Below are 16,981 nucleotides of genomic sequence, written 5' to 3' on the forward strand. Positions count from 1 at the left end.
TCCTGGTTGCCGGACGTAAGCTAACCCCCACCAGACATGCTGCATTCGCTGCGCTGTGCGGGGAGGGTTTGCTGGGATGACGGTCGAGTTCCGTGTGCTCGGCGACATCGAAGCCCGAGTCGACGGGCGGCGACTGGAAATCGGTCATGCCCGGCAACGGTGTGTCCTGCTGGCATTTCTGATCGACGTAAACCGGCCCGTGTCGATCGACCAGCTCGTTGATCGCGTGTGGTCGGACAGACCACCGCTGCGTGCCCGTAACGCGCTTGCTGGATACGTCTCCCGGTTGCGGAATCTGCTTGCTGAGACTCAGGAAGTCGCGATCTCGCGTGAACCGGGGGCATACGTGCTTAGCGCCGACCCGCTATCTGTGGACCTGCACCGATTCAGGTCCATGGTGGCGAAGGCACGCGGCAGTGCCGACCCGCGGGAAGCCGCGCGGTGGTACGAACAAGCGTTGGCGATCTGGTCAGGTGAACCTTTTCCCGCCCTGGATACGCCCTGGATCAACGACGTCCGCAATGCTTTGGCGGCCGAACGGCTTTCGGTGCAATTGGACAGCAACGACGTCGGTTTGCGCATCGGCCGGCACGCTGAGCTGCTGGGTCAGATCACTACGGCGCAGTCGGCCAGCCCGCTCGACGAACGTTTGGCCGCACAGTTGATGCTGGCGCAGTTCCGCACGGGCAGGCAAGCCGATGCCCTGACCACCTACCGGCGGATACGCGAGCGGCTGGTCGAGGAGCTCGGCGTCGATCCGGGCTCGGCGTTGCAGCAGGTGCATCAGCAAATCCTCACCGGCGAGGCGGCCGATCGGGAGGACGCCCCCGCGAGAGCGCCGGCACCGGACCAGCTGGTGCCGTCACGTCCTCCCGTCTTCCAACGGCCGCGTTCGGGACAATTGCGGTGCGCCACTAGCTTCGTCGGACACCAGCGCGAACTGGATCGCGTCATCGAAGCGCTGGGTGCCGGCCCGCTGGTGACCCTGACCGGGGTTGGGGGCGTGGGTAAGACGAGGCTCGCGCTCGAGGTTGCCGGCCGCGAAGACGAGCGATTCAGCGAAGGCGTGTGGATCTGCGAGCTGGGCCCGCTCGAGCACGGGGACGCGGTGGTGCACACCGTCGCGGCGAGTGTGTGGCTGCGACAACAGCAAGGCATGGATATCGAGACCAGCGTGATCGAGTACCTGCGCGAGCGCGAGGTCTTGTTGGTCTTCGACAACTGCGAGCACGTGCTGGAGACTGTCGGGCGGATCATCGACCGGATCGTGCGGCATTGCCCGCGGGTGTCGGTGCTGGCGACCAGCCGGCAGCCGTTGGGCATCCCGGGTGAGCGGATCGTCAACGTGCCACCTTTGCGTGAGGAGGACGCCACCCGACTGTTCGCCGAGCGTGCCCGGGCCAGCCGCCCGGACTTCGCGCTGGAGGACCAGCCAATGGGTGCCGTCGCCGAGATTTGCCGCCGGGTCGATTGCCTGCCCCTGGGCGTGGAGCTGGCGGCGGCGCGGATGCGGGTGATGAGCAGCCTCGACGTGGCCCGGCGCCCGGATTACCTGGGACTGTTGCGGGGTGGGGCGCGCAACGCGCTGCCCCGCCAGCAGAGCCTGGCCGAGACGATCGCGTGGTCCTACCGCTTGCTCACCGAGCCAGAACAGTCGCTTTTCGCCCAAATATCGGTCTTTGCGGGATCTTTCGACTTGGAAGCGGCGCACAGCGTGTGCGGCGCGCACGGGTCCGGCGAGGATGACACCCTGGAATTGCTGACCTGCCTGGTAGACAAGTCCATGGTGGTGACGCGCACTGTCGAGGAACGGACGCGCTTCTGCTTCCTGGAGACGCTGCGTGCTTACGGGCGAGAGCGCTTGGGGGAGAACGGGACTGGCGAGCAACTCGCGATGCGGCATGCGGCGTACTTCACCGAGCTCGCCGAACGTGCCGGCGCGGCTATGCGTGAGGCTCAGGAGCAGGAATGGGTTGAGCGGATGCTGCCCGACTACGACAATCTGCGTGCGGCCTTCGAGCATGCGATGCAGGCGCAGAAGATCGATCTGGCACTGCGATTGGTCGCGTCGGTGCCCGAGTTGATCGGCTGGCGGATCGGCTACGAGATAGCCGAGTGGGCCGAGCGGGTCATCGCCGTCGCCGATCATGATCATCCGTTGTTCCCCGCCGCGGTGGGAACGGCCAGCCGGGTCGCCTGGAACCATGCCGAGTTCGACCGCGCGAAATCCCTTGCGGCGCTGGCGCAGGGGAAGGCGCCCGCGCGCGGGAGTCCACGCGTCGTGTACCCCGCGGATGTGCTGGCAGACGTCGCTCTCTTCGAGGGCGAACCGTTGCAGGCGCTGGCCTACTGGGAGTCCGAGGCCGCGTGCGCCCGGCAGGAATCCGACCCGATCCGGCTGGGGTGGGCGCTTTTCGTGGTCGCCATCTGCCACGGCGTCATGCGCAACGACGACGTCGCCGTGCCCACTGCGCAGGAGGCGGTCGCCGTCGCCGAGCAGACGGGCAATCCGACCGCGCAGTCGATGGCATATTTCTCGCTGGGCTACTTGCTCAGGAAATCCGAGCCGGAGCGTGCGCTGGCTTTGTTCGACGATGCGGCGCGACTGGCCGCCGAGGTGCAGAACTTCTGGGTCTACGGGAGCGCGTTGATGGAAGCCGCGGCGACACGTTCCCTGTACGGGGACCCGGGTGCCGCGGCGCAAATGTTCATCACCGTGCTCGAACTGTGGGACCGGTTCGGCGATGTTACGCAGCAGTGGCTGGCGCTGCGCTACGTCGCGCGGTTGTTGATCCGGCTTGGCGGCCATGAGGATGCCGCCTTCCTCTACTGGGCGTTCGTGAACGCGGGAAAGCCGCCGCCGCTCACCGCCGAGCAGATCGAGGTGCTCGCCGACCAGCTGGGCCCGGCCCGCCTCGATGTGCTGCGGGCGCCACCCATCGGCGTCGCCGCCGTGGTGGCGCGAGCGCGATCGAGCTTGCTGTGGCACTACGAACGAACCGCCGTACCAGCCTCCTAGCCGGCGCGTCGTTGCGCCGCTAAAACCGCGGCGAGCAGCGCATTTCATGATTCGCGAAGCCTTACCGAAACTCCGCTCGGCACAGTCTGCTGCGATAGCGACGACGGGCGGTGGGCAGCGTGACCAACTTTTCGGTATGGCCGCCGGAGGTCAATTCCGCGCGCATTCTCGGCGGGGCGGGTTCTGCTCCGATGCTGCAGGCGGCGAACGCCTGGAATGGGTTGGGCGCCGAACTACGCTCGGCGGCAACATCATTCCGGTCGGTGGCCCTCGGGCTGGCGTTGGGGGCGTGGCAGGGTTCGGCGGCGACGGCGATGGCCGACGCCGCGGCTCCCTATCTGGGGTGGCTGCAATCGGCCGCGGCCCACGCAGAGCAGGCCGCAAGTCAGGTCAAAGCGGCGGCCGGCGTCTACGAGGCCGCGCGCGCCGCGATGGTGCATCCAGCCATCATCGCCGCGAACCGTTCGGAACTGGTGTCGCTGGTGATGTCGAATCTCTTCGGGCAGAACGCGCCGGCGATCGCCTCGGCAGAGGCCAGCTACGAACAGATGTGGGCGCACGACGTGGCCGCGATGGTCGGTTATCACTGCGGCGCTTCGGCGGTCGCGTCGGCGTTGACGCCATTGGCCGGCCTGACCGGCGGCGCCCCTGCGGCCGAGGCGGCGTTGCGTCCGTTAGGTCTGTCGAGCATCTTCAACCTTGGGTTCGCCAACATGGGCAGCCTGAATCTGGGCAACGCAAACGTCGGCGATTTCAACCTGGGTAGCGCAAACGTCGGCAGCCTCAACTTCGGCAACGGAAACCTCGGTGACCTCAACATCGGCTTGGGCAACCTGGGCAGTGGCAACTTCGGTCTGGGCAATCTGGGCAGCAGCAACCTCGGCTTCGGCAATACCGGTAACCACAACATCGGCTTCGGTAACACCGGCGACTACAACATCGGCTTCGGCAACACCGGCAACGGCAATATCGGCCTGGCCAACACCGGGAACGGAAACTCGGGCATCGGCTTCACCGGCAGCGGTCTGGTGGGCTTCGGCGGGCTCAACTCCGGCACGGCCAACACCGGCCTGTTCAACTCGGGCAGCGGAAATTCGGGCTACTTCAATTCGGGCACCGGAAATTTCGGCATCGGCAATGCCGGCAACTACAACACCGGTCTATTCAACGCCGGAAAGGCGAATACCGGCTTATTCAATGCCGGCATCTTCAACACCGGCTTCGCGAATGTCGGCAGCTACAACTCGGGAAGCTACAATGTCGGAAATTTCAACACGGGCAGCTTCAACCCTGGCGACACCAACACCGGCTTCTACAACCCCGGCGACATAAATACCGGTGTGGCCAATACCGGTGATTTGAATACCGGGGCATTCAACACCGGCACCATGAATAACGCCTTCTTCGCCCGCGGCAACGGCCAGGGCACCGTCGGGTTCTCGTACGGCATCACGATTCCGCGGATCCCGCTGGATCTGCCCTTGAACGTACCGCTGAGTATTCCGGTCGGGGGCGCCGTGGGAACCATCAGCCTGCAACCATTCACCATTCCAAAGATCAACCTTGGCCCGCTCAAAAACCTGAGCGGCTCCGTCGGGCCCATTGAGTTGCCATCCATCGTCGTCGACGGTCCAACGATCTCCATCCAAGTGGGTGGACCAGAGACGTTCATCGGCGTAAAGGTCAGCGGCGGCATCGGGCCGATCAGCATTCCGGTGTTCGATATGCCGGCCGGGCCCGGGTTCGGAAATAGCACCACAGCGCCGTCATCGGGTTTCTTCAACAGCGGTGCGGGCGGCACATCGGGGTTCGGCAACCTGGGCGCCGGCAATTCGGGTTTCGTCAATGCGTCATCGGGCAGCTTCGGCAATTCGGGGCTGTTCAATGTCGGCGCCCTGCAATCGGGCTTCCAAAACCTGGGCACCCCCGGGTCGGGCTACCGCCACCTCGCTGGGGGCTTAGCCAACGCCGGCGGCCTCAACCTGGGCAGCGCCAATGTCGGCGACCTCAACCTGGGCAGCGGCAACATCGGCGGGCTCAACTTCGGCAGCGGGAATTTCGGCAGCCTGAACGCCGGTTTGGGCAACCTGGGCAGCGGAAACATCGGATTCGGCAACCTGGGCAATGTCAATTTGGGTTTCGGCAACACCGGCAGCCACAACATCGGTTTCGGCAACACCGGCGACTGGAACATCGGTTTCGGCAACACCGGCAACGGCAACATCGGCTTTGCCAACACCGGCAACGGCAACTGGGGAATCGGCTTCACCGGCACTAACCTCGTCGGGTTCGGCGGCGTCAACTCGGGCACCGACAACACCGGCTTGTTCAACTCCGGGTCCGGCAACGCCGGCTTTGCCAACTCGGGTCACCGCAACTGGGGACTGGGTAATACGGGCAGCTTCAACACCGGCCTGTTCAATGCCGCGGTCGGCAACACCGGCATCGGCAACGTCGGCAGTTTCAATACCGGTTTGTTCAATGCCGGCAGCTACAACACCGGCGCATTCAATATAGGCGACGTCAACACCGGAAGCTTCAATCCGGGCACCGCCAACACCGGTTTCTACAATATTGGAAACACTAATACCGGCGGTTATAATTCAGGCAACCTGAACACTGGCGCATTCAACTCCGGTACCGGTAACAACGGCTTCTTCTGGCGTGGCGATAACCAGGGCCGAGTGGGCTACGACTACACCCTTGCGATCGGTGGAATTCCGTTGAACCTCGCCGCGGATGTGAATCTATCAATACCGGTCACCGGATCCATTACCGGGCTTAAAGTTCACGCGTTCGATATTCCCGTCCCGGTGGACGCAAAATTCGACATCAGCTTCGGTGACCTCGGCACCGCCCATGTCCCGATCTCGGGAGACTTAAAAGTCGAGGTTCCCGACATCATCATCAATCACATCCCACTCGAGATCACCGTGGGGCCCGCTAAATTACACATACCGATCGTCAACACCGTCGGCCCTATCACCGTCCCGGTAATTCATTTCGCCCCGACCCCCGGCTTCGGCAACGCCACGGCCGGTCTGTCCTCGGGTTTCTTCAACGCCGGAACCGGCGGCAACTCGGGCTTCTTCAATTCCGGTTCGCTGACCTCGGGGATGTTCAATGCGGCCCACGAGCTCGTCTCCGGTTTCAGCAACGTCGGAGCCATGGCCTCCGGGGCGGCCAACCTGGGCGCCGGCATTTCGGGCCTGTACAACACCGGGCCCCTGGGCCTGGTGGCCGCTGCCTTCAATTCGGGCATCGGAAACGTCGGCGGCGGGCTGTCCGGTTTCTTCGCCACCGGCATCCGCTACTGAGTCGCAGGTGCCCGCCGCAGTTCACGAAATTTTGCAGAGGTAATGGAGGGCTCAGATGTCATTCGTATTCGCCACACCGGAATTCTTGGACGCCGCGGCAGCGGAGCTTTCGAATATCGGCTCGACGATCCATCGGGCCAATGCGGCCGCCGTCGCTGCGACCACAACTGTCGCCGCTGCCGGTACCGACGAAGTGTCGTCGGCGATTGCGGCATTGTTCGGATCGCATGCCAAGGAGTACCAGGCAATCAGCGCCCAGGTGGCGTCCTTTCATGACCGGTTCGTGCAAAACATGCGGGCAGGGACCGGCCTGTACGCGAATGCCGAGGCGGTCAACGCGGCGGCGGCCGCGCAGCAACAGCTGCTCGACGCGATAAACGCACCGGCGCAACTGTTGACCGGGCGCCCGTTGGTCGGCAACGGTGCCGATGGGAAGGCTCCCGGCCAGGCCGGTGGCGACGGCGGGTGGCTATGGGGCAATGGGGGCAACGGTGCCGCCGGGGCTGCCGGTCAGGCCGGCGGCCGCGGTGGCAACTCCGGATTGATCGGCAACGGCGGACGTGGTGGACAAGGGGGAGCCGGAGCCGTCGGTCAGGCCGGTGGCGCCCCACAAGCCGGCGGAGCCGGCGGGGCCGGCGGTAACGCCTGGCTCTACGGCAACGGCGGCAGCGGTGGTGCGGGTGGTCTCGGTGGCGACGGCGGCTACACCTTCAAACCCATCGACGGCGGTGCCGGCGGGATCGGCGGCGACGGTGGCAAAGGCGGGCTGATCGGCGCCGGCGGCGCCGGGGGCATCGGCGGTGGCGGTGGCGGCGCGAACAACGCTTACCCGGGCAGCATCAGCGGCACCGGCGGGCACGGCGGTAGAGGTGGACACGGCGGCGATTCGGGTCTGATCGGACTGGGTGGCGCCGGCGGCGCCGGCGGGATCGGGGGCGACGGCCAGTACACCTCGGCGAGCAATTCTGGGCACCCGGGTGGCGGGGGTGCCGGGGGCGATGGCGGCGCCGCAGGGCGGTCCTGGCTCTTCGGCGATGGTGGGATCGGTGGAGCGGGGGGAGCCGGCGGCGACGGCGGGCGTACGCAATTCGGCAGTCCGGGCGGTGTGGGCGGAAACGGTGGTGCCGGCGGCACGGGCGGGCTGCTGGGTGCCGGCGGGGCCGGCGGAATCGGCGGTGCCGGCGGGCGTGGCGGCGACGGCCTGTTCTTTGCCGGCTCCGGCGGCCACGGCGGAGCCGGTGGTGCCGGGGGTGATACGGGGTGGATCGGTCCGGGCGGCGCCGGCGGGATGGGCGGGATCGGTGGCCGGGGTGGCGACGGGGCCCCCGGCACCGGCGGTGTGTCCTACGACGGCGACGGCGGTCAGGGAGGCAGCGGCGGCGCCGGCGGTGCCGGCGGGCTGGGGTACGGCAACGGCGGCAGCGGCGGGTTCCTACGGTACAACGGCGGTGACGGCGGCGATGGCGGCGCCGGCGGCGACGCCGGCGGCCTCCTCGAGTCTGCCGCAATCCCCGGCCGGCCCGGTAGCGGCGGCCTCGGGGGTAGCGGCGGAGATCTCTACGGTCACGACGGGCACGTCGGTATAGCGGGGCAGCAATCACCGCATAAGTAGCAGCGCTCGCGCCCGATCGCCTGAATCCCAGTACCGTTGCACGGCGGTATGGGCGATTATGAGGAGGCCAATCGAGGGGCGCAGGAGATCGCGGATGCTCAGCCAGGCCACGGAGGCCACCGGCCAGTGTGGGTCGTGCGGTAATGACCTGCGCGCCAAGGCCAGGTTCTGCGATGTGTGCGGCTCACCCGTCTCGCCCAGACCGGCAACTGGCGAACACAAGCAAGTAACGGTGCTGTTCGCCGATGTCGTCGGCTCGATGAAGCTCGCGGCGGCGGTGGACGCCGAACGGCTGCAAGAGATCATGAACGAGATGTTCAACCGTGCGGCGGCGGTGGTGCAGCGCTATCACGGGACCGTCGACAAGTTCACCGGTGACGGCTTGATGGCACTCTTCGGCGCGCCGGTAGCCCTCGAGGATCATGCACTGCGGGCATGCATTTCAGCCCTGGAGATCCACTCCGCCACCAATGAGCTTGCCGCCGAGGTGTTTCGCTGCGACGGTGTTTCGCTGCAGCTCCGGGTGGGGCTCAACTCGGGCGAAGTGATCGCCGGCGAAATAGGTTTCGGTCAAGGCAGATACACGGCGGTCGGCCATCCCGTCGGAATGGCGCAACGCATGGAGGCAGCGGCGCCGCCGGGCGGAGTGATGTGTTCGCTGTCCACCGCCCGCCTCGTCGAGGACGCCACCCGGCTGGGATCCGTCGAATACGTTGCGATCAAAGGCGACGACGAGCCCGTGCCCGCACGACAGCTTTTCGCCATGGAGTCCGAGCGGACGGTGCTGGGGCGTGACGAAGGCCTGATGTTGGGCCGCGACGCGGAAATGCATCGGTTGCAGGATTTGTTCGGTAGCCGTCGCGGCTGCCTCGTCGGCATCGTCGGCCCGCCGGGGCTGGGCAAGAGTCGCCTGCTCAGAGAGTTCACTACGATCGCCGAGCGCGCCGGCGCTGAGATTGTCGTGGGCCGCTGCGAAGCCCACACCAGCACGCTTGCGTTCCGTGCGTTATCTCGCCTGCTGCGCGCCATGTTCAGCGTGGAAGGGCTGGGCGCCAGCGACGCCCGCGAACAGGTTGCGACACGATGTGCGCAGCTGTTCCCGCCGCAGTCCGCGGACGCGCAGATCCTGTTCGAGGCCATGGGCATCGCCGACGCCGCGGCGCCTCCCGTGCAACTCAGCGTCGAAGGCCGACGCCGCCGGCTCGTCGAAACACTGACGCGGGCGGTTGGGTCACACTCCACGCGAATCGTGTTCGCCCTCGAAGACGCCCATTGGGTCGACGAGTCCAGCGACGGCATCCTCGCCGATCTCGCCTCCGCACTCGACGAGACGACGTCGATGTTCGTCATGACGTACCGCCCAGAGTTTCACGGCGCGCTGCACCAGCGATCACGCCAGACGATAACGCTGCGGCCACTTACCGAGTCGACGTCGGTCCGCCAGGTCGGCCACTTGCTCGGGGGTGACCCGTCCCTGCGGGGCCTGGCCGAGCGAATCGCGGCCGCAGCCGCGGGCAATCCATTCTTCGCCGAGGAGATCGTCCGGGACCTGGGCGGCCGCGGGGTACTGTCGGGCAGTCGCGGTCGCTACCAGCTGACCGGCGATGTAGATGAAATCACCGTTCCCGCAACGGTTCAGGCGGTGCTGGCGGCCCGCATCGACCGGCTGTCGGCAGCCACGAAGTCGATTCTGAACGCCGCAGCGGTAATCGGCAACCATTTCGACGTGGACACGTTGCGGGCGCTGCTGACCGAAAGCGTGTCGACGTGTCTGGCCGAGCTGGTGTCGGCTGAGTTGATCGACCAGGTCGAATTCGTTCCGCGACAACGATATTGCTTCCACCATCCGCTGGTGCGAACGGTGGCGTACGAATCACAGCTGAGCGCCATCCGAGTGCAGGCGCACCGAACGCTGGCCGCGGCCATCGAGGCGCGCGACTCGGGTGCCGCCGACGCCAACGCGGAATTGATTGCCACGCACTTGGAGGCGGGCGGCGAACCCGCCCGGGCGTACCGCTGGCATCTGCGCGCAGCGGAATGGCTTCGGCCCCGCGATATGCGCGCCGCCCGCGCGGCATGGGAGCGCGCACTCTGTCTTGCTGACGGGTTACCCGACGACTATGACGGCGTAATCGCCATGCGAATCACCCCACGCGCGATGTTGATCTCGACAGCGCTCTATGTCACCGACGCGGCGGGCGCCGAGGCGCGCTATCAGGAGCTTCGGGATCTCACGATGCGCTCCGGTGACCTCACCCCGCTTGCGCTCGCGACCGCCGGACGCGTCTGGTCCTTCAGTATCAACGACATCCGCATTCCCGAGGCCGCGACGCTGGCATCGGAGCTGGAAGACATGCTCGGCCGCGTCGAGTGCGAGGCGACGACAAGGGCCATCATTCTTAATGCGATAGCTTTCACACGGTTCGTCGACTGCGAATTCGACGCCGCGTTGCGGGTCATCGACGCGATATTGGCATTGCCCGAAGAGATACCGGCGAATGAAGTGATTGCCGCGCAGGTCCTGCGCGCAGTCATCGAGATGTGCATCGGTGACGCCGAGCTGGGCAGGCGACATTTCCATGAAGGCGTCGAACAAGCACACTCACTAGCTCCCCTCAACTACGTGATGGTCTCGCACTACTCGGGAACCGTTGCGCTGCTGGGCATGTGCAAGGCTGATGACCTGCTCGACGAGACGCAAGAGGCGCTGAGGTGCGCGGAGTCCCTGGGCGACATCAGCGGCATCATCGCTACGCTATGGGCTCGTGGAACGGTCCTGCTGCGCGCCGAAAGCGCGTCAGACGCCGAGGCGATCGGCCTGCTCGAGCGCGCACGCACCCTGATCGAGAAGCACAAGCTACACGTCCTCGCATTGACGACCATCGGTGCTGAGCTGGCGATCGATGCCGCACGAAAGGGGCAACGGGATGAAGCGATCGATGATCTTCGCGCCTCTTTCTCGCTACACATCGACAGTGGTAGCCGAGTTTTCATCGGATACATGGGTGAGGTACTCGTCGAGCTGCTCATCGAGCGGAATGCGATCGACGACCTCGCCGAAGCCCACCGAATCGTTGATCGCTGGCGGGATGAGGAAACTGACGTCACGGCGGTGGATCTTTGGTGGCTGAGATCCCGCGCGCTGCTGGCCAAGGCGGAAGGCGACTTCGCTGACTATGCCGAGCAAGCCAACCAGTATCTCGCTCGCTGCGAGAAGCTCGAAGTCGTCGGCCGCCTGGACGAAGCGCGTCGAATGGTCAATGCCACCATTTGATCTGCCCAGGCAGAGCTGAAGACGATGGCAACGGTACTGGCATATACCTCGCCCGCACTCGGTCATCTGCTGCCGATCAGCGCGCTGCTGGCCGAGCTGTCCCGCCGTGGCCACACGGTTCACCTACGCACACTTTCCACCGGTGTGGAAATCGGTCGACAGTTCGGCTTCACCACGGATGCGATTGATCCGCGGATCGAAGCGATCGAACTAGACGACTGGAAGGCAACCAATCCCCGCGGCGCGCTGCAGATGGGGCTCGCGGCGTTCGGCCGCCGCGGCGTGCTGGAAGTGGCCGATTTCGCCGACGCGGTAGCCCGTGTCCGCCCGGACGCATCGCTGGTCGATGTGAACTGCTGGGGTGCGCTGTCGGCAGCAGAGGCCGGTAATTTGCCGTGGGCTTCTTTCTCGCCGTACACGCCGCCGCTGCACGCTGACGGGGTGCCCCCGTTCGGGCCGGGTCTGCGGCCACTGCCCGGATTATTGGGGCGGATGCGCGACGCCGCCCTGCGCCCTATCGTGATCGGCTCGCTGGAGAAGCGAATATTGCCGCTGATCAATACGATTCGGGCGGAAGTCGACATCCCGCCGGTCACGTCGATAGACCAGTTTCTGCGCCGGCCGCCATTGATGCTGGTCGCGAGCGGCAAGCCATTCCAGTACCCACAAACGGATTGGGGTGACGCGGTCCAGATGATCGGGCCCTGTGTGGCCGATCCGGGGCCGGGCACCGTCCCCGATTGGCTGGCGTCGATCGACCGGCCGATCGTGCTCGTCACAACGTCATCGGAGAAGCAAGCCGATACCAACCTCGTCCAGACCACTATTACCGCGCTGAGCGATGACCCGGTACATGTGGTCGCAACCCTGCCGGCCGGACGCCTGGACGACGTAGTCGCTTCGCGCAATGCGACTGTGCTGCAATTCGTTCCGCACGGCCCGGTACTGGATCGCGCGGTGTGTGCGGTGACCCACGGCGGGATGGGAGCGACCCAAAAGGCGCTCGCCCGCGGCGTTCCGGTGTGCGTCGTGCCTTACGGGCGTGACCAGCTCGAGGTCGCGCGGCGCGTCGAGGTGGCCAAGTGTGGCACCCGCCTGCCGGCCGCGAAGCTCTCGCCGTCGCGGCTGCGCAGCAAAGTGCGCCAGGCGATGGCTATGACGGACGGCGCCAAACGCGTCGCGGCCGGCTTCGAGGCCACCGGCGGGACGGCCCGCGGCGCAGATCTATTCGAGCAGCGCGTGCTTGGCCGCAACGGCTGAACACTGCAGTCCTAGTGCGGCCGGCGTCACCTCATTGCGTCGGCCAGCTCGATATGTCCTGCCAAGCCAAAGGTTTTCGCCAGTTCGCGGTAACGGTCCCGCAATAGTGCGTATGCTGCCGTATCGCCGTGCGCCCGGGCCAGCATGGCGCGTAGCCGTAGCAGCAAGACATCGCGTACCGCCAAACTGCCGTCGGCAGCCGCTGCCGCCAACCGGTCTATCGCGGCTTCGGCTTGGGCTCGGTCGGCCGCAGGGTCGCCAGCAGGGCCGCTCGCAGAGTCGCCATCGGCCGCACGGTCCAGCAGCGTCTCCACCAGAACACCGGTAGCGGGAATGCCCCAGGCCAGCAGCTGCCCCTCACGAACCAGGCTTTCGATGGATGCGCACATCAGCTGAATCGCCTCGTCGCGATCGCCACGCCGAGCCAATTCGCGCGCCACGTACACGTCGACCAAGGGTCGATCGCCGAGGTTGTGGGCATGGCGTCCAAACGCGTCGCTGACCTGGGCCAAAAGCGTGTGACCGCGATCGCGCTCGGCCGTTGTTCGACGGTGCACCAGCGCGAAACCCAGCGCCACTCGGGCAAAGGCCAACGCCGTGTCGTTGCCGGATCGTTCGGCAATTCGCAGTGCCGCCTTGATCTCATCTAGCGCGCTATCGTCGGCGACCAGTGCGCCATTCAACACTCCGGGGAAGTAACCCCAGGCGACGACCGCAGCGTAAGTCAGGGGGTCGGCACCGCGGGCCATGGCCAGACCATGCCGCAGGTCGTCGCGCCATTCGGGGCGTCCAAGGCAGTAGCGGGCCATAGCGCGCGACGTGAAGGCGAGTGCTAGCGGAGACCCGAAAATGAAGTTGCCTTTAGCCGGATCCCCGGCTGCCAGATCGATCGCATTCTGCGACCAGTGCAGCACGTCATGCCATTCCCCAGACTCGATTTTGGCGTAGATTGCCGGAAACGACAGTCCCACAGTCAATGTCGGATCACCGAGCGACTCGATCAGAGCCACGGCCTCAGATGCCAGGCATGACGCCTCACGGATCCGGCCTTGATACGCGTGATCCATGACCATCCCGGCCATCGCGATGGCCAGCGACGCCTTGTCGCCCGCCGAGTTGCACAGCTGCCTCAATTCGTCAAAGTGGGCGTCGGCAACGTTTACCCGGACTCGATAGGTGGTCGCGCACAACATGGTGCGCGGTGCGATTCGCATCGCTGGCTGGTTTGGATCCTCATTGGGTCCCCCATTTGGCAGCGAGTCGGCGATCGCTCTGGCGCGTTCCCAACTGCTTCGGGCGGCGACGATATCGCGACTGGTCAACCAGGTGGCCGCGCGCATGTGGCAGGCGTACGCGGCATGCAGGTCGTCGGCGGCTTCGAGATGTTCGGCGATCAGCGCCGAGTTCTGGTCGGCCGATTCCGGTTCCCTCGCTTCGATCGCGGTTGCCAGCAGACGATGCAACCGGGCGCGATCGGACTTCAGTTGCGATTCGTAGGCCACGGTGCGGATCAACGGATGGCGAAACCCGTATTCGGCGGGCGGGGTGAACCGCAGTTGATCGACGAGTTCGGCGTCGATCAGCTCGTCGAGAACCGGGTCGACCTCCAGGATGGTCAGCAGATCGCGGCTGAAGCGAGACCCGACGACGGCGGCCGCGCCAAGCGTATGTTTGGCCGGCGGGCTGAGCCGGTCAATACGTGCACCGATGGTTGCCTGCAACGTCGCGGGCACGCTGACTTCAGCGACGTCGGTTTGGCAGACATAGTTGCCGCGTTCACCGACAAGCACGCCGCGCTCGGCGAGCTCACGAGTGATCTCCTCGGCGAAAAAGGGATTTCCGGCCGCGCGTGCGGCGATGATCTTGCCGATCTGGTCGACGGTCGGATCGTGGCCCAGCATCTCAGCGAGCAATGTAGCGGTTTCCGAATCGCTAAGCGGCGCAAGAGGGATGGTCTGCGCGCCGGACAGAGCCGTGAGTGCTCCGTGATACTCGGTGCGATACGTGACGAGCACCAGTGCGGGTGTCTGCGTTACCACCGAAAGGAATTCGGCGAGCATGGATTCGCTGACGGCGTCGATCCAGTGCGCATCCTCGATGATGAAGACGGCCGGCTCGGTGCGGGCCAGCTGAGCCGCATTGATGAGTGCGGTCAGTCGCCGTCGGCGCGCATCGGGATCGATCTTGGGCAACTGCATATCGGGATCGGCCGTGCCCAACAGATCGTCAAGCAGCAGCAGGTCCTGGGGATCGGCGTCCGGAACAAGCGGTTCCAGCGGGCCGGTCGCGCTCAGCAGGCGTGCCACCACATGGAACGGCACATCGGTGGCGTGTGACTCACAGAAGGTGGAATACACTGCGACGCCACGGCTTTTCGCAAGTGCGGCGGCTTCGGCGATCAGCCGGGACTTGCCGATACCGGGAGGACCAACCACGCCGATCACACATCCGCGGCCGGTCATCGATCGATCGAGCATCGCCGATAGCGTGGCGAGCTCCCAGTCACGGCCCACCAGCGTCGAATACGTGGCACCGCTGCGCTGCAATCGCGTGGCTATGCTGCGCAGCCGGCGCGCCGGCACGCGGTCCGCGACGCCCTTGATGTGCACCAATTGCGGCTCGTCGAGCACCGCGACGCCCTCGACCAGGCGTGCCGTGGAATTGCTGAGCATCACACCGCCTGGCGGCGCGACCGACTCCATCCGCTGGGCCATCCCGACTTGTTCGCCGATTGCGGTGTAACCCAAAGCGGCGGAGCCGATCTCACCGGCAATCACCTGGCCGGAGTTCAGCCCTACCCGCAGGCGCAGATCGATGCCGTCACGTTCTTCGAACTGTGTTGCCAAGCTGATGACCTCGGCCTGAATGCCTAGCGCCGCAAGGCAGGCCCGCAACGCATGGTCTTCCAAGGCGCTCGGTGCGCCGAACACCGCCATTACGCCGTCGCCGGTGAATTTGTCCACCGTGCCGCCGTATCGCTGCACCACCGCCGCCGTATGCGTGACAAGTTCGGCCATGATCTCGCGCAACCGCTCTGCGCCGACTGCCGCGGCGATCTCCATCGAATGGACCACATCGGCGAACAGCACCGTAACTTGCTTGTATTCCGCGGGCGGGCCTGACGCCGCGCTCGGTGAGCCGCACTCGCCGCAGAACTTCGCGGTGGGGCGCAAGACTGCGCCACACCGCGGGCACGTCAACACCGCAGTCATCGGGATCAGAATAGGACGCCCCGCTGCGGAAATTCGCCAACGATTAGACACCCAACACGCGCACGCTCAACCACAACGCCAGCACCGACGTCACGAGGGCCGTCGGCACGGTGTACAGCCCCAGACGGGTGTACTCACCGACGCTGGCGGGCACCTGATGCTGGCGCAACACGCGCCGCCACAACAGATTGGAGAGCGAACCCACGTAGGTCAGGTTGGGGCCGATGTTAACCCCGATCAGCACCGCCAGCACCGCGGCCGGCCCACTGGCCGCCACCAGCGGCACCAGCACCAGAGTCGCCGGCAAGTTGTTGACCACATTGGCCAATAGCGCGGCCATCGCGGCGATACCGAGCAGCGCCGCCAGGCCCGAACCCGTCGGCAACCAGGCACACATTCGGGTGGCCATGCCGTTGATCATCACCGCTTGCACCACGATGCCCAGCGCCAGAACGAACACCAGAAACGACCCGTTCACCGAACGCGCGATAGCCAGCACCGAGGTGTGCCGCCGCCACAGCGCGCGCACCGCCAATACCGACGCGCCGACTATCGCGGCCCAGGCAGGGGCTATCCCCAGCGACTCGGCGATGGCGAATCCGGCCAGCGTCAGCGCCACCACCACCAGTACGAACACCGGTGGTCGCGGTGGTGGGCCGAGTTCTTCGCGATCGGGTTCGGTGCGCAAATCCTTGGCGAAGAAATAGCGGAAGACCAGATACACCGCGGCCACCGCGGAAAGCCACGGCAACGCCATCACCATCGTGAACTTGACAAACGAGATGTTGGCGACGTGATAGCCGAGCAGGTTCGTCAGGTTCGACACCGGAAGCAGCAGCGAGGCCGCGTTCGCCATGTGGGCAGTGGCGTAGGCGTAGGGGCGCACCGGGGTTCGCAACCGGCGCACCGTCACCAGGATCACCGGCGTCAGCAGTACCGCTGTGGCGTCCAGACTCAGTGTCGCGGTGATGACCGCGGCGATGACGAACACCTGCCGCAGCAGGCTGTGCGGACCGGAGCTGGTCCGCGCCATCGCCGCGCCTGCCGCCTCGAACAGACCTTCGTCGTCACACAGTTTGGCCAGCACCAATACCGCGCCCAGGAATGCGACCACCCCAGCCAGCCCGCTCACCTGCGCCATCGCCTGCTGCGGCGAGATCACCCCACTGATGATCAGGATGCCGGCCGCCGGGACTGCCGCCAGCGCTTCGGGCCATCCTCGTGGACGCGCAACGGCAAACCCGAGGACGAGGCCAAGCAGGATCAGCGAAAGGGCCAGTGCCAAAG

The 16,981-nt window shown here is 65.8% G+C and carries 7 protein-coding genes; 5 read left to right on the forward strand and 2 right to left on the reverse strand.

Going from position 1 to position 16,981, the window contains the following annotated elements; genetic code table 11:
• Positions 1-76 precede the first annotated feature (76 nt).
• The 5 genes from AWC27_RS09060 to AWC27_RS09080 all read left to right on the forward strand — a co-directional run bounded on the left by AWC27_RS09060 (position 77) and on the right by AWC27_RS09080 (position 12,482).
• Positions 77-3,019: an AfsR/SARP family transcriptional regulator gene (locus AWC27_RS09060; protein ID WP_085670165.1), complete on the forward strand. Its 2,943-nt coding sequence runs from the start codon at positions 77-79 to the stop codon at positions 3,017-3,019.
• 119 nt (positions 3,020-3,138) lie between these two features.
• Positions 3,139-6,336 carry a PPE family protein gene (locus AWC27_RS09065; protein WP_245846947.1) on the forward strand — a complete coding sequence of 1,066 codons (3,198 nt, stop codon included), beginning with the start codon at positions 3,139-3,141 and terminating at the stop codon, positions 6,334-6,336.
• A gap of 55 nt (positions 6,337-6,391) precedes the next feature.
• Positions 6,392-7,948: a PE family protein gene (locus AWC27_RS09070; RefSeq protein WP_085670166.1), complete on the forward strand. Its 1,557-nt coding sequence runs from the start codon at positions 6,392-6,394 to the stop codon at positions 7,946-7,948.
• 94 nt (positions 7,949-8,042) lie between these two features.
• Entirely contained in the window at positions 8,043-11,222 is a 3,180-nt protein-coding gene (locus AWC27_RS09075; RefSeq protein WP_085670167.1) for an adenylate/guanylate cyclase domain-containing protein, read from the forward strand.
• Between the two features lie 24 nt (positions 11,223-11,246).
• Positions 11,247-12,482, forward strand: coding sequence for a glycosyltransferase (locus AWC27_RS09080; RefSeq protein WP_085670168.1), 1,236 nt, complete (start codon positions 11,247-11,249; stop codon positions 12,480-12,482).
• Between the two features lie 26 nt (positions 12,483-12,508).
• On the opposite strand, the gene AWC27_RS09085 is transcribed toward AWC27_RS09080, so the two are convergent.
• On the reverse strand, positions 12,509-15,694 hold the full coding sequence (locus tag AWC27_RS09085; protein WP_085670169.1) for an ATP-binding protein: 3,186 nt from the start codon (positions 15,692-15,694) through the stop codon (positions 12,509-12,511).
• 43 nt (positions 15,695-15,737) lie between these two features.
• On the reverse strand, positions 15,738-16,979 hold the full coding sequence (locus AWC27_RS09090; RefSeq protein WP_085670170.1) for an SLC13 family permease: 1,242 nt from the start codon (positions 16,977-16,979) through the stop codon (positions 15,738-15,740).
• Positions 16,980-16,981 lie beyond the last annotated feature (2 nt).

Origin of the sequence: Mycobacterium szulgai (assembly GCF_002116635.1) — a bacterium.
Classification (GTDB): Bacteria; Actinomycetota; Actinomycetes; order Mycobacteriales; family Mycobacteriaceae; genus Mycobacterium; species Mycobacterium szulgai.

Excerpts from the sequence above, each read along its gene's own strand:
- AWC27_RS09060 (WP_085670165.1), top strand. The coding sequence starts at position 77 with ATGACGGTCGAGTTCCGTGTGCTCGGCGACATCGAAGCCCGAGTCGAC.
- AWC27_RS09070 (WP_085670166.1), top strand. The coding sequence starts at position 6,392 with ATGTCATTCGTATTCGCCACACCGGAATTCTTGGACGCCGCGGCAGCG.
- AWC27_RS09075 (WP_085670167.1), top strand. The coding sequence starts at position 8,043 with ATGCTCAGCCAGGCCACGGAGGCCACCGGCCAGTGTGGGTCGTGCGGT.
- AWC27_RS09080 (WP_085670168.1), top strand. The coding sequence starts at position 11,247 with ATGGCAACGGTACTGGCATATACCTCGCCCGCACTCGGTCATCTGCTG.
- AWC27_RS09085 (WP_085670169.1), bottom strand. The coding sequence starts at position 15,694 with ATGACTGCGGTGTTGACGTGCCCGCGGTGTGGCGCAGTCTTGCGCCCC.